Annotated in this window: 14 protein-coding genes and 1 rRNA gene; all 15 read right to left on the reverse strand. The window is 71.2% G+C overall.

Annotated features, from left to right (window positions below; genetic code table 11):
* Positions 1-21 precede the first annotated feature (21 nt).
* On the reverse strand, positions 22-663 hold the full coding sequence (gene scpB, locus H9651_RS14030; protein WP_191719949.1) for an SMC-Scp complex subunit ScpB: 642 nt from the start codon (positions 661-663) through the stop codon (positions 22-24).
* Positions 653-1516, reverse strand: coding sequence for a segregation and condensation protein A (locus tag H9651_RS14035; RefSeq protein ID WP_318244889.1), 864 nt, complete (start codon positions 1514-1516; stop codon positions 653-655). The genes scpB and H9651_RS14035 overlap by 11 nt, the downstream gene beginning before the upstream one ends.
* Complete coding sequence (locus H9651_RS14040; RefSeq protein WP_191719951.1) at positions 1500-2381, reverse strand: ParA family protein; 882 nt, start codon at positions 2379-2381, stop codon at positions 1500-1502. Before H9651_RS14040 ends, H9651_RS14035 begins: the two co-directional genes overlap by 17 nt.
* 111 nt (positions 2382-2492) lie before the next feature.
* The gene (locus H9651_RS14045; RefSeq protein ID WP_191719952.1) at positions 2493-3014 is read right to left on the reverse strand and encodes a septum formation family protein; all 522 of its coding nucleotides are present in this window, start codon (positions 3012-3014) and stop codon (positions 2493-2495) included.
* Between the two features lie 97 nt (positions 3015-3111).
* Complete coding sequence (locus tag H9651_RS14050; RefSeq protein ID WP_191719953.1) at positions 3112-3711, reverse strand: vitamin K epoxide reductase family protein; 600 nt, start codon at positions 3709-3711, stop codon at positions 3112-3114.
* Between the two features lie 66 nt (positions 3712-3777).
* Positions 3778-4701: a site-specific tyrosine recombinase XerD gene (gene xerD, locus H9651_RS14055; protein ID WP_191719954.1), complete on the reverse strand. Its 924-nt coding sequence runs from the start codon at positions 4699-4701 to the stop codon at positions 3778-3780.
* 1 nt (position 4702) lies between these two features.
* Positions 4703-5320 carry an NUDIX domain-containing protein gene (locus H9651_RS14060; protein ID WP_191719955.1) on the reverse strand — a complete coding sequence of 206 codons (618 nt, stop codon included), beginning with the start codon at positions 5318-5320 and terminating at the stop codon, positions 4703-4705.
* Positions 5313-7007 (reverse strand): CTP synthase, encoded by a 1695-nt coding sequence (locus H9651_RS14065; protein WP_191719956.1) that lies wholly within the window; start codon positions 7005-7007, stop codon positions 5313-5315. Before H9651_RS14065 ends, H9651_RS14060 begins: the two co-directional genes overlap by 8 nt.
* A 6-nt stretch (positions 7008-7013) precedes the next feature.
* Positions 7014-8717 (reverse strand): DNA repair protein RecN, encoded by a 1704-nt coding sequence (recN, locus tag H9651_RS14070; RefSeq protein WP_191719957.1) that lies wholly within the window; start codon positions 8715-8717, stop codon positions 7014-7016.
* Between the two features lie 37 nt (positions 8718-8754).
* The gene (locus tag H9651_RS14075; RefSeq protein WP_191719958.1) at positions 8755-9684 is read right to left on the reverse strand and encodes an NAD kinase; all 930 of its coding nucleotides are present in this window, start codon (positions 9682-9684) and stop codon (positions 8755-8757) included.
* Complete coding sequence (locus H9651_RS14080; protein ID WP_191719959.1) at positions 9681-10481, reverse strand: TlyA family RNA methyltransferase; 801 nt, start codon at positions 10479-10481, stop codon at positions 9681-9683. Before H9651_RS14080 ends, H9651_RS14075 begins: the two co-directional genes overlap by 4 nt.
* The gene (locus H9651_RS14085) at positions 10478-10660 is read right to left on the reverse strand and encodes a hypothetical protein (RefSeq protein ID WP_191719968.1); all 183 of its coding nucleotides are present in this window, start codon (positions 10658-10660) and stop codon (positions 10478-10480) included. Before H9651_RS14085 ends, H9651_RS14080 begins: the two co-directional genes overlap by 4 nt.
* A gap of 29 nt (positions 10661-10689) precedes the next feature.
* Positions 10690-11721 (reverse strand): HAD-IIA family hydrolase, encoded by a 1032-nt coding sequence (locus tag H9651_RS14090; protein ID WP_191719967.1) that lies wholly within the window; start codon positions 11719-11721, stop codon positions 10690-10692.
* Positions 11722-11726: 5 nt separating this feature from the next.
* Positions 11727-13388, reverse strand: coding sequence for a primosomal protein (locus H9651_RS14095; RefSeq protein WP_191719960.1), 1662 nt, complete (start codon positions 13386-13388; stop codon positions 11727-11729).
* A 75-nt stretch (positions 13389-13463) separates the two neighbouring features.
* Positions 13464-13529, reverse strand: a 5S ribosomal RNA gene (gene rrf / locus H9651_RS15125); the annotation flags it as partial.

Below are 13529 nucleotides of genomic sequence, written 5' to 3' on the forward strand. Positions count from 1 at the left end.
GGCCATCGCCCTGTTGCGGGCTCATCGCAGGCCCTCCACGTCGAATCCATCCGCGCCGTCGTCGAGCAGCGGCGAGATGTGCGGCAGCTCGTCGAGCGAGTTGATGCCGAGGTTGACCAGCAGCGCGTCGGTCGTGCCGTAGTTGATCGCCCCGGTCTCGGGGTCGGTGAACAGTTCGGTGATGAGTCCGCGTGCGACGAGCGTGCGCACCACCGAGTCGACGTTGACGGCGCGGATCGAGGCCACCTGGCTGCGCGTCACCGGCTGCTTGTAGGCGATGACGGCGAGGGTCTCCAGCGCCGCCTGCGACAGCCGCGAGGGGGCCTGGGCGTTGACGAACTCCGACACGAGGTCGTCGTGCTCGGCACGCACGTACAGGCGCCAGCCGCCACCCACTTCCCGCAGCTCGAACCCGCGCCTGGGCCCGCCGGCCTGACCGTCGTAGTCGGCGACGAGCGTCTCGATCGCCTGACGCACGGCGGCCGTGGGCGCGCCGACGGCGGCCGCGAGGCTCACGAGCGGCTGCGGCTCGTCGATGACCAGCAGGATCGCCTCCAGGCGCTCCGCGACGGATGCCACGTCCTGCGGGCGCTCGCGCGGCTGCTCGCTGTCATCGGTCGCGAAGACCGCCTCGTCGGCGGGCAGTGAAGGGTCATCGGTCATAGTCGGCTCCCAGAGAGGCGAGGCTGTCGTCCGACCAGCGTTCGGCGGTCCAGCGGAGGGTGAGTTCGCCGAGCGGCTCGAGCTGCTCGAACGACAGGGCGGCGTGGCGGTAGAGCTCCAGCACCGCGAGGAAGCGGGCGACGACCACGCCGGTCTGGGTGACCCCGGCGATGAGGTCGCGGAAGTTGAGGGTGCCGGCGGCGCGCAGCAGCGTCACCACGACCGCAGCCTGCTCGCGGATGCTCACCAGCGGCGCGTGCAGATGGTCGAGCCCGACGTGCGGGATCTCCTTGGGCGTCATCGCGAGCACCGCGAGGGCGGCGAAGTCGTCGAGCGAGAGGGTCCACACCAGCTCCGGCACGGCGCGGCGGTACTTCTCCTCGAGGCGCACCGAGCGGGTGTGGCGACGGTCCTCGGCCTGCAGTCGCTCGGCGAACCAGCCCGCCACCTCCTTGAAGGCGCGGTATTGCAGCAGGCGCGCGAACAGCAGGTCACGCGCTTCCAGCAGCGCCACCGATTCGGCGTCGACGAGTTCCCCCTGGGGCAGGAGGCCGGCGACCTTCATGTCGAGCAGGGTGACGGCGACGACGAGGAACCCGGATGCCTCGTCGAGCTGCTCCGCGGTCTGCATCGCACGCAGGTACGCGATGAACTCGTCGGTCACGCGGCTGAGTGACACCTCGGTGATGTCGAGCTCGTGCTGGGAGATGAGCGACAGCAGCAGGTCGAAGGGACCGTCGAAGACGTCGAGCGACACGCGGAACCCCGCCGCGGCGGCATCCGTGTCCGGCGCCGCGGTGGGTGCCGGCGCGTCGACGGCGGGAGACAGCTCGTCGTCAGGCGACGGCGCCACGGGCGACCAGCTCCCGCGCCAGCCGCAGGTAGGCCTGGGCAGCCGGGTGCTCCGGTGCGAACTCGGTGATCGGCACGCCCGACACCGACGCATCCGGGAACTTCACCGTGCGGCCGATGACGGTCTCCAGCACGTCGTCGCCGAACGCGTCGACGACGCGCTCCAGCACCTCGCGGGAGTGGAGCGTGCGGGGGTCGTACATCGTGGCCAGCACGCCGTCGAGGGTGATGGTCGGGTTGAGGCGGTCGCGCACCTTGTCGATCGTCTCGATCAGCAGGGCGACACCGCGCAGCGCGAAGAACTCGCACTCGAGCGGAATGAGCACGCCGTGGCTCGCGGTCAGCGCGTTGACCGTGAGCAGACCCAGCGACGGTTGGCAGTCGACCAGGATGACGTCGTACTCCCCCGCGACCTTGCGCAGCACGCGGGCGAGGATCGTCTCGCGGGCGACCTCGTTGACCAGGTGCACCTCGGCCGCGGACAGGTCGATGTTGGCCGGCAGGATGTCGAGGTTCTCGACAGCGGTGCGCACGATGACCTCGTGCGGATCGCGCTTGCTGTCCAGCAGCAGGTCGTAGATCGTGGGGATCTCGTGCGTCTGGATGCCGAGGCCCGCCGACAACGCGCCCTGCGGATCGAAGTCGACCGCCAGCACGCGGCGTCCGTACTCCGCGAGCGAGGCCGCCAGGTTGATGGTGGTCGTCGTCTTGCCGACGCCGCCCTTCTGGTTGCAGAGCGAAATGATGCGTGCGGGGCCGTGACCGTCGAGCTTCGGCGGGGTCGGGAAACCGTGATAAGGACGACCGGTGGGACCGATCGGAGTGTCCCCCGTTGCAGCCTTCGCCGCCTGTGCCTTACCCGCCACCGATGCTCCTGCCTCTGCGATCCCCTGCGTCGAGTGTAGTCGCCCGTGACGAGAACCCCGGAGGGCGCGCGGCTGCGTGCCCTCCGGGGTTCTGCGAGGCGAAGATCCGGCTCAGCGCGCGGCGCCGGCGAGGCTGCCGGTCAGCAGGTTCGCGCCTTCGTAGACCATGCAGAGGATCTCGCGGTCACCCGACGCCCACGAGCCGTCGCTCGGGTACATCGGCCAGTAGTCCAGCACCGACTCGGTGAAGGGAACACCGATGAACTCGGTGAACGCGTCGCCGGCACAGACGGTGTCCGCCTCGTCCAGGAGCACGTCCTCGCCGGGGTACTCCTCACCCGAGACGGACGAGTCGAACGCGTGGTAGACCTCGTCTTCGTGCTCTTCACTGCACGGCACGACCGGGATGCTCTGCAGCTGGCTCTCTTCGATCACGGCGGCGGAGTTGATGCAGTCGCCGACACGGATGGAGAACACGTCGACGTCCTCCTGGCCCTCGGTGACCTGCCCGCTGGTCTCATCGCGCTGCGGCTGGGCACCCTCGGTCGGGAACTGGGCGGCCGAGCAGGCGCTGAGGGTCAGCAGACCCGCGACCACGAGTCCGACGGCGGCCAGTGGGGGACGGAGCTTCATTGCGTGACTCTCTCTCTGTTTCGCTGTGGGTGCACGTGCCCCGAAGGGCCCAGCCACACACAATGCCAGCAGAGGTCGTCGTCGCGCGAATCCGCGGTCAGAGGCTTCCCAGCACGTCCAGTCGCAGCTGCGCGACGATCGCGATGAGCGCGTAGTTCAGCACGGTGATCAGCGGCGCCCAGGTCAGCAGCATCTGACCGACGCGTGGCATCCGCCCCCACACCCCGTCGCGGACCGCCCAGCCGAGCGTGAACCAGAACAACGGAATGGTCACGAGCCACACCACCATGCACCAGGGGCAGAGCGACCCGTACTCGAAGACGCTGCGGTAGGCGAAGAGGTGCACCAGCAGGAATCCGCCGAGAAGGAACGCGGTGAACACGCGCCAGTACCAGAGGCGCAGACCCTGCGGGGCGGCGAGCGCGCTCGCCCCGGCGTAGACGGGGCCGAGGAACAGGGTGATGCCGATGATGGAGTTGCTGAAGCCCAGCAGGTTGCCGCCGGGTGAGAGCAGGTTGGGACCGCACGTGACGAGCACGCTGATCTCGCACGAGATGAGCGGGTCGGCGCCCACCAGCTGGCCGATGTACTCCTGGTAGAGCAGGAACGACACGATCCATCCGGCGACGGCCGCGACGATCCAGAAAATCGCGAGCGCTCGCGGCGGGCGCACCGATGCCGCAGTGGGATTCGACATGACCACAGTCTGGCGCGCACCCCCGTGTCGCGCACGGGCCACGGCCGTGAAAAGCCGTCGGGCGCGTCAGCGGGCGCGGGGGTGCGCCGTGACGTACACGTCGCGCAGCGCATCGGGCGAGACGTAGGTGTAGATCTGGGTCGTCGCGACCGAGGCATGGCCGAGCAGTTCCTGCACGACGCGCACGTCGGCGCCGCCCTGCAGCAGGTGGGTGGCGAAGGAGTGCCGCAGCGTGTGGGGCGACACGTGCGCCGTCAGCTGGGCGCGTTCGGCGGCGTGGCCGATCACCGCCCAGGCGCTCTGACGAGACAGCGGTGCGCCGCGGACGCCGAGGAACAGGCGAGGCGATGCCGCGCCCCGCCGGGCGAGCTCGGGTCGCACCCGGGTGAGGTACGCGTCCAGCGCGGCGCGCGCGTACGACCCGATCGGCACGATGCGTTCCTTGTCGCCTTTGCCCCGCACCCGCAGCACGTCGCCGTGGGCGAGGTCGTCGACATCGAGCTGCACGATCTCGGAGATGCGCGCTCCGGTGGCGTACAGCAGCTCCAGCAGGGCGCGGTCCCGCATCCCCACGAGGTCTCCCGGCGCGGCATCCTCGGCGGCGGGGCCCGACGCATCGAGCAGCGCTTCGACCTGCGCGATCGTCAGCGCCTTGGGGAGGCGCCGGGCGGCTTTGGGCGGGCGCAGCCGCCCGGTGGGGTCTTCGGTCGCGATGCCCTCCCGCGCGAGGAAGCGGTGGAACGAGCGCACCGCCGACTGCAGGCGCGCGAGGCTCGACGACGCCGGCGGCGGGTCGGCGGCCGCGCGGTCGGCGACGAACGCCGACACGACATCGGCCGTCACCTCGTCGGTGTCACCGATCCCTGCGGCGTCGAGCCACTGCGCGTAGCCGGCGAGGTCCCGGCGGTACGCGGCGCTGGTGTGCGGCGAGAGCCCGCGTTCGATCGCGACATGGCGCAGATACGCGTCGACCGCGCGGTCGACCTGCACGTCACGCCTCGGCTCGACGCAGACGTTCCGCGGCGGCGAAGGCACCGATCGCGAGGGGGCCGTTGCGCAGGCGCCCGTCGAGCACGCCGGTGAGCACCTCGTCCAGCGGCACCCACTCGAGGCGGATGTCGCTCTCCTCCTCGGCGCGCGCATGCACCTCGGGCGCGTCCGACAGGTCACGGGCGAGGAAGACGTGGAGCACCTCGTCGTTTCCGCCGGGCGAGCTGTGGAAGCTCACGAGCGGTTCCCACCGCGCGGCGACGAGGTCCGCCTCTTCGGCGAGTTCCCGCCGGGCGGCCTCGGCGGGGGGCTCGCCTTCGACGTCGAGCAGCCCCGCGGGGATCTCCCAGTCGCGCGTGCGGATCGGGTGCCGGTACTGCTGGATCAACAGCATGCGCCCGGCGTCGTCGAGCGCGACGACAGCAGCGGCGCCCGGATGCGCGATGTAGTCCCGCACGATCTCACCGTCGCCGTAGCGCACGGTGTCGTGCCGCACGTCCCACACGTGGCCCTCGTAGACCAGTTCGCTGTCGAGCACCTCGTACCGGGCGGGCTCGTCGCGCAGCTGGGCGCCGGGCCCGGGCTCGCGCCCGGACCCCGCACGAGAGTGGTCAGCCATTGTCCACGTCGAACAGTTCGCTGGCGCGGTGGCGCTCGACCGCCGCGGCGACGAGGCCCCGGAACAGCGGGTGCGGCGCCGTGGGGCGCGAGCGCAGTTCGGGGTGGGCCTGGGTGGCGATGTAGTACGGGTGCACGTCACGCGGCAGCTCGACGTACTCCACCAGCCCGAGGTCGGGGTTGATGCCGGAGAACACCATGCCCGCCTCGGCGATCTGATCGCGGTACCGGTTGTTCACCTCGTAGCGGTGGCGGTGCCGTTCGTGGGCGACGTCGGCGCCGTACAGCTCCGCGGCGAGCGACCCTTCGGTCAGCTTCGCGGGGTACAGGCCCAGGCGCATCGTGCCGCCCAGGTCGCCGCCGGCGAGGATGTCGACCTGCTCGGCCATCGTCGCGATGACGGGGAACTCGGTGTCGGGGTCGAACTCGCTCGAGGACGCCCCCTCGAGGCCGACCACGTTGCGCGCGTACTCGATGACCATGCACTGCAGTCCGAGGCAGATGCCGAGCGTGGGGATGCCCTGCTCACGCGCGAAGCGCAGCGCGCCGAGTTTGCCCTCGATGCCGCGGATGCCGAAGCCGCCGGGCACGACGATGCCGTCGACGCCGGCGAGTGCCTTGGCCGCTCCCTCGGGCGTCTCGCACAGGTCGGAGGGGATCCAGGTGATCTGCACCTTCGTGTCTTGGCCGAAGCCGCCGGCCTTGAGCGCCTCGGTCACCGAGAGGTACGCGTCGGGCAGGTCGATGTACTTGCCGACCAGACCGATCGTCACCTCGTGCTTGGGGTTGTGCACCGCCTGCAGCACGGTGTTCCAGCGCGTCCAGTCGACCTCGGTGGCTTCGCCGAGGTTCAGCGCCCGCACGATGTACTCGTCGAGGCTCTGCTCGTTGAGCATGGTCGGGATGTCGTAGATGCTCGGCACGTCGATCGCGTTGACGACGGCATCCTCGTCGACGTCGCACATGAGCGCGATCTTGCGCTTGTTCGACTCGGTGACGGGGCGGTCGCTGCGCAGCACCAGTGCGTCGGGCTGGATGCCGATGGAGCGCAGAGCCGCGACGGAGTGCTGCGTGGGCTTGGTCTTCTGCTCCCCCGACGCGCCCATGAAGGGCACGAGCGAGACGTGCACGAAGAACACGTTGCCGCGGCCGAGTTCGTGGCGGATCTGTCGGGCCGCCTCGAGGAACGGCTGCGACTCGATGTCGCCGACGGTGCCGCCGATCTCGGTGATGATGACGTCGGGGCGCGGCTGTTCGCTGGCCTGCAGGCGCATGCGGCGCTTGATCTCATCGGTGATGTGCGGGATGACCTGCACGGTGTCGCCCAGGTACTCGCCGCGGCGCTCCTTGGCGATGACCTGCGAGTAGATCTGGCCGGTCGTGACGTTCGCCGCCTCGCTCAGCTCGATGTCGAGGAAGCGCTCGTAGTGGCCGATGTCGAGGTCGGTCTCGGCGCCGTCGTCGGTCACGAAGACCTCGCCGTGCTGGAACGGGTTCATCGTCCCCGGGTCGACATTGAGATAGGGGTCGAGTTTCTGCATCACCACGCGCAGCCCGCGCGCGGTCAGAAGGTTGCCGAGGCTCGCGGCGGTGAGGCCCTTCCCCAACGAGGAAACGACACCACCCGTCACGAAGATGTGCCTGGTCGTGTCGCTCGAATTCGTACCCGTACTAGAAGTTTCCGTCACGGGCTTTCATCCTATCAGCCCTGCGGCGCCGAGGCTCAGCAACTCGCGTGCGTGTGTCAGCGCGGCGTCGGAGTCGGCCATGCCCGACAGCAGCCGGGCCATCTCCGCCTCGCGTTCGGCGCCCTCCAGCCGGCGCACGCTCGAGGCGGTGACCGACCCGTCGTTGGCCTTCACGACGGTGAGGTGGTTGCCGGCGAAAGCGGCGACCTGGGCGAGGTGGGTGACCACGACGACCTGCGACGATTCCGCCAGCCGCGCCAGGCGACGGCCCACCTCGATGGCGGCGGCTCCGCCGATGCCGGCATCCACTTCGTCGAACACGAAGGTCGGCACCGGGTCGGTGCCGGCGATCACGACTTCCAGGGCGAGCATGACGCGGCTGAGCTCGCCGCCCGATGCCCCCTTGGCCACCGACCGGGGTTCCGCCCCGGGGTGGGGGGCGAGGAGGATGGTCACCTCGTCGCGCCCTGCGGCCGACGCTGCGCCCGGGGCGACGTCGACCACGAGCCGGGCGTCGGGCAGGGCCAGCGCGCGCAGTTCTTCGGTGACGGCGGCGCCGAGCCGCTCGGCGGCCTCGGTGCGCGCGGTGGTGAGAGCGGCGGCCGCAGCGTCGAGAACGGTCGATGCCGCGGCGCTCTCCTCGGTGAGCCGGCCGATGCGGTCGCCGTCGTCGTCGAGTTCGACCAGGCGCGCCGAGCCGGTCTGCAGCAGCGCGATCGCGGCATCCACCGTCCCGTGCACACGGGTGAGGGTCGCCAGCTCCGCGCGGCGCTCTTCGACGGCGGCGAGTTCCTGTGGACCGGTCTCGTCGAGGTCGGCGAGGTAGCCGGCCAGCGCCTGTGCGAGGTCGGCGGCGCGGTAGCCGATGTCGGCGGCCTGCTCGGCGAGGCTCGTGAGGGCCTCGTCACGTTCGGCGGCGCGCTCCAGGGCGCGTTTGGCCTCGGCGGCCAGGGCCACGACGTCGGGCACGTCGTCGTCGGACGACAGCGTCGCATGCGCTGTCGCCGCCGCCAGTCGCAGGTCCTCGGCGTGCGAGAGACGCTCCGAGCGACGGGCGAGGTCGTCGTCCTCCCCCGGCTGCGGGGCGATGCGTTCGATGTCGGCCAGCAGCAGCCGCAGGTCCTCGGCTTCGCGGGCGCGCGCGTCGCGGTCGCGGGTGAGTTCGGTCAGCTCCGCATCGAGGGCACGCCATCGGTCGTACGCCTCGCGATACACCCGCACGGCGTCGGCGATGGGCGCGCCGCCGAAGCGGTCCAGCGCGTCGCGCTGGGCGACGGCCGAGCGCAGCCGCAGCTGGTCGGACTGCCCGTGCACGACGACGAGCTGGTCGGCGAGGTCGGCCAGCACACCGGCGGGCGCGGTGCGCCCGCCGACGGTGGCACGGCCACGCCCCTCGCTCGAGACGGTGCGGGCGAGGTACAGCTCGGCATCGCCACCGCCGATGGGCTCGAGGTCTCCCCCGGCCTCGCGCACGCGTTCGGCGACCGGGCCGTCTTCGGGGACGATCCAGGTTCCCTCGACGGATGCCTGGGCGGCGCCGGAGCGCACGGCACCCGAGTCGGCGCGCTGGCCGAGCAGCAGCCCGAGCCCCGTGACGACCATGGTCTTGCCGGCACCGGTCTCGCCGGTGATGGCGGTGAATCCCGGCCCCATCGGCAGGGTCGCCTGTGCGATGACGCCGAGGTCGCGCAGCCGGATCTCCTCGATCATGCGATCACCCCGATCTGTGCCCCGCAGCCTGCGCCACTCACCGGGCCTCCGCCTCGACGGGGCCCGCCGGTCCCCGCCAGCCGCTGACGGGCAGACGGAACTTGCGCACGAGGCGATCGGTGAACGCGGCCGGGTGCAGGCGCGCGAGACGCACCGGTTCGGTGGAGCGGCGCACGACGACGCGGGCGCCGGGCGGCAGGTCGTGGGAGCGGCGGCCGTCGCACCACAGGATGCCGACGCCGTTGGTGCGGTCGAGCACCTCGATCGCGACGGCGGCTTCCGGGCTCACCACGAGCGGACGCGCGAACAGGGCGTGGGCCGACAGCGGCACGACCGACAGCGCCTCGACCGTCGGCCAGACGATCGGCCCACCGCCGGAGAAGGCGTACGCGGTGGAGCCGGTGGGGGTCGAGACGACCACGCCGTCACACCCGAAGCTCGACAGCGGGCGGCCGTCGATCTCGATGACGACCTCGAGCATGCGCTCCCGGCTGGCCTTCTCGACGGTGGCCTCGTTGAGCGCCCACGTCTCGTAGATCACGGTGTTGGTGGCATCCTTCACGCGCACCGAGAGAGCCAGTCGCTCCTCGACCTCGTAGTCACGGGCGATCACGCGGCGCACGGCATCATCCATGTCGTCGCGCTCGATCTCGGCGAGGAAGCCCACATGGCCCATGTTGATGCCGAGCACCGGCGCGGTGCCCTCGCGCACGAGTTCCGCAGCGCGCAGGATCGTGCCGTCGCCGCCGAGCACGATGGCCAGCTCGATGTCGTCGACGGTCACGTCGACGCCGAGCGTCGCGACGCCCTCGAGGTCGAGCGCTTCGAGGTCGACGCGGTCATCGGGGGCGAGCACGGGTTGAGCGTCGGCCGCGCGCAGCGCCTGCATCACCCGCCGCGCGGCATCGGCGTTGTCGCCGCGGTGGGCGTGCACGACGACGAGGATGCGTCGCTGAGGCTGCGTCATTCGATCTCCGCCAGTCGGTTCACGGTGCTCAACCATTCTGTCGGATTGCCGTCGACGCCAGGCCGCAGATGCACGAGGTATTCGGCGTTTCCGTGTGTGCCCGCGATGGGCGAGGCGATGACCCCGCACGTGCCGAGCCCGGCATCCCACGCGGCCCACAGCACCCCGGCGGCGGCATCGGCGCGCAGGCCGGCGTTCTTCACGAGCCCCTCTCGCACGCCCGTGCGGCCCACTTCGAACTGCGGCTTGATCAGCAGCACGACATCGGCGTCGGGGGTGCCGACGCCGGCGACGGCGGGCAGCACGTGCGCGAGCGAGATGAAGGAGAGGTCGCCGGTGATCACCGACGGCGGGGTGTCGAACCCGGCCGCGGCGGCGAGGTTCTCGCGGGTCATGTGCCGCACGTTGAAGCCTTCGACGGCGCGCACTCCCGGGTCGCCCGCGATGGCCGGCGCGAGCTGCCCGTGGCCGACATCGACCGCCAGCACGGGGTCGGCGCCGCGCTCTCGCAGCACCTGCGTGAATCCGCCGGTCGACGCGCCCATGTCCAGCGCCACCCGCCCGCGCACGTCGACGTCGAACGCGTCGAGGGCGGCGAGGAGCTTGTGCGCGGCGCGGCTGACGTAGTGGTCGGTCGCGGCGACCGTGATGTCGGCGGCGTCGGGCACACGCACCGACGCCTTGACGACGGGCTGGCCGTCGACGCTCACGAGGCCCGCGGCGATGAGCTGCGCGGCGTGCGTGCGCGAGCGGGCGAGACCGCGTGCGGCGACGGCGGCGTCCAGGCGATCCGTCATGCCGAAGGGTCGGCGGGTCCGGGCTGCAGGCGCCGTGCCAGTTCGTCGTGAAGGGCCGCATACCCCTGGGCGCGCTCCTCGAGCGGCTGCTCCTCGATCACCTCGAGCGCCGACAGCAGATCTTCACGCGGCTGCGGCTGATCGAGGTCGGGCTGCTCGGGTGTGGCATCCATCGACATGCCCCCAGGATAGGCGGTGCGGCCGACCCTCAGGGACGGTGGAACGGGTCGGCGTAGAGGCGCTCCGGCACGCGGAACCCGAAGATGCCGCGTCCGGTGGCCCAGATCGCAGCGGATCCCGCGCGCACCAGGTCGATCGGGCGCGTGCCCTCCGAGACGATGTGGATGTCGGGCCCGTCGATGCGCACGACCGCGTCGCGCACGGTCGTGGTGTCGCCGGAGGTCTTCACCTCGGGGTAGGGCTCGTGCAGCTCCCGCAGGTCGCCGAGGATGTACGTCGGACGCGAGTGCGCGGGCGCCGCCAGCACATGCTTGGGACGGTCGACACCGGTGAGCACGAGCACCGACGGGATGCCGGCGGCCTGGGCCCCGGCGATGTCGGTGTCGAGTCGGTCGCCGAGGAAGAGCGGGTTGGTCGCACCGAACCGCGCGACCGCCTCGTCGAAGATGGGACGCTCGGGCTTGCCCGCGACCACCGCGAGGCGGCCGACGGCGGTGTGCACGGCCGAGACGAGGGTGCCGTTGCCCGGCGCCAGGCCTCGTGCCTGCGGGATGGTCCAGTCGGTGTTGGTGGCGATCCACGGGATGCCGCCCTCATCCTCGGGCAGGGCCAGCGCGTAGGCGGCCTCGGCGAGGTGCTGCCAGCCGACGTCGGGCGCGAAGCCCTGCACGACGGCGGCCGGGGCGTCATCGGCGCTGCGTGTGACGACGTATCCGGCCTTCTCCAACTCGACGGTAAGGCCCTCGCCGCCGACGACGAGCACGGTCGCGCCGGGCGCGACCCGCTCGCGCAGCAGCCGCATCGCGGCCTGCGGGCTCGTCACGACGTCATCGGGTGCCGTCTTGGTGAGGCCGAGCTCCCGCAGGTGCGCGGCGACGGTGGCATCTGTGCGCGAGGCGTTGTTGGTGATGTAGCCCAGCCGCCGGGTCTCCCCCGCGCGGGTCAGGCTCTCGACCGCGTGCGGGAGCGGACCCGGGCCGGCGTAGACCACGCCGTCGAGGTCGGCGAGCACTGCGTCGACACCGTCCAGCGGCGTCGAGCCGGCGGCGCGGGCGAACAGGCGCTTCACTTCTGTGCGTCCTCGTCCGGTGCCGTCGCATCGCCGGTGTCGTCGGTCGCCGGTTCGGGCTCGGAGTCCGCGTCGGCGCTTTCGACCTCGGCCTCGTCAGCCTCGATCTCAGCGGCATCGTCAGCCTCAGCCTCCTGGTCGGCCTCGTCGACCTCGTCGACCTCGTCGACCTCGTCGGACGGCGTCTCGTCGATGTCGTCCTCGATGTCGATCGCGATCTCCTCGACCTCGTCCACGACCTGGAACTCGTCATCGCCGGTCATGCCGAGCGCGACGTCGATGGCTTCTGCTGCCACTTCGGCGCGGCGTCGCCACTGCGCCGCTTCCTCGTCACGGCCGAGCTCCTCCAGCACGGTCGCACGCGCGGCGAACAGCGGCGGGCTCCATTCGAAGGCCCGGTCGGGGTCGAGCTCGGGGATGTCGAGCTCGGTGAGTGCGCGCTCGGGCTGACCGAGGTCGAGCTGAGCGCCCGACATCGCGATCGCGAGTTCCGCACGCGCCGGTGTCGGCAGGCTCGAGCGGTCGACGCTGCGGCCGACCTCGAGCGCCCGGTCGGGGCGACCGACGCCGCGTTCGCTGTCCACCATCAGGGCGATCTGGTCGTCGCGGCCCGAGATGCGCCGGTAGGTGCGGAGTTCCCGCAGGGCCAGCGCGTAGTCGCCGATGGCGTACGCGGTGATGGCGGCGGTCTCGCGGGCCACCGCGATGCGCCCCGCACGCCGCGTGGCGGCGAGGGCGTGCTCGTGGGCCAGCTGCGGGTCCTCGTCGATCAGACGAGCCGCCATCGCGAGGTGGCGGCCGACCTGCTCGGCGTTCTCCTTGCTGAGCGTCTTCAGTTCGTTGCGCGCGGAGGGATGCAGATCCTTCGCGGTCACGTCAGGCGGGATCGAGGGGCCGCTCTCGCGCTGCTCCTGCGGCGGACGCGAGGTGCGGCGGTCATCGCGGTCATCGAACGGGCGGCCCCCGCCGTCACGCTTGGCGTACGGCTTGCGGTCACCATCGCGCGGTGCGTACGGGCGACGCTCACCGTCACGCGGGGCGTAAGGCTTACGGTCACCATCGCGCGGTGCGTACGGCTTACGGTCGCCATCGCGCGGGGCGTAGGGGCGGTCACCGTCACGCTTGACGTAGGGCTTACGCTCACCGTCGCGCGGTGCGTAGGGCCGGTCGCCGTCACGCTTCTGGTAAGGCTTCCGCTCACCATCGCGCGGTGGGTAAGGCCGGTCGCCGTCACGCTTCTGGTAAGGCTTCCGCTCGCCATCGCGCGGGGCGTAGGGGCGGTCGCCGTCACGCTTGACGTAGGGCTTACGCTCACCGTCGCGCGGCGTGTACGGGCGACGCTCGCCATCACGGGGTGCGTACGGCTTCCGCTCGCCGTCGCGCGGGGCGTAAGGCCGGTCGCCGTCACGTTTCTGGTACGGGTTCCGCTCACCATCCCGAGGCGCGTACGGCTTACGCTCACCGTCACGCTTGACGTACGGCTTACGCTCACCGTCACGCGGTGCATAGGGCTTGCGGTCGCCGTCACGCTTCACGAAGGGCTTTCGCTCACCTTCGCGCTTCTCGTACGGCTTGCGCTCCCCCTCGCGCTTGACGAAGGGCTTACGCTCGCCGTCGCGCCGGCGCGCATCCTCGTTCGGTCGTCGCTCGTCCGTCATGTCGGCTTCCTTCCTCTATTCGCTTTGTTAACGAGAAATGGCCACCCAGCTTTGGGTGGCCATTTCACGAAAGAAGTCCGGCGGTGTCCTACTCTCCCACAGGGTCCCCCCTGCAGTACCATCGGCGCTGAGAGGCTTAGC

The sequence above is a fragment of the Microbacterium pullorum genome (genome assembly GCF_014836535.1).
Lineage (GTDB): Bacteria > Actinomycetota > Actinomycetes > Actinomycetales > Microbacteriaceae > Microbacterium > Microbacterium pullorum.

Coding starts and splice junctions, on each gene's coding strand:
- H9651_RS14045 (WP_191719952.1), bottom strand. CDS start 3,014: ATGAAGCTCCGTCCCCCACTGGCCGCCGTCGGACTCGTGGTCGCGGGT.
- H9651_RS14075 (WP_191719958.1), bottom strand. CDS start 9,684: ATGACGCAGCCTCAGCGACGCATCCTCGTCGTCGTGCACGCCCACCGC.
- H9651_RS14085 (WP_191719968.1), bottom strand. CDS start 10,660: ATGTCGATGGATGCCACACCCGAGCAGCCCGACCTCGATCAGCCGCAG.
- H9651_RS14060 (WP_191719955.1), bottom strand. CDS start 5,320: ATGGCTGACCACTCTCGTGCGGGGTCCGGGCGCGAGCCCGGGCCCGGC.
- H9651_RS14080 (WP_191719959.1), bottom strand. CDS start 10,481: ATGACGGATCGCCTGGACGCCGCCGTCGCCGCACGCGGTCTCGCCCGC.
- scpB (WP_191719949.1), bottom strand. CDS start 663: ATGACCGATGACCCTTCACTGCCCGCCGACGAGGCGGTCTTCGCGACC.
- recN (WP_191719957.1), bottom strand. CDS start 8,717: ATGATCGAGGAGATCCGGCTGCGCGACCTCGGCGTCATCGCACAGGCG.
- H9651_RS14050 (WP_191719953.1), bottom strand. CDS start 3,711: ATGTCGAATCCCACTGCGGCATCGGTGCGCCCGCCGCGAGCGCTCGCG.
- H9651_RS14095 (WP_191719960.1), bottom strand. CDS start 13,388: ATGACGGACGAGCGACGACCGAACGAGGATGCGCGCCGGCGCGACGGC.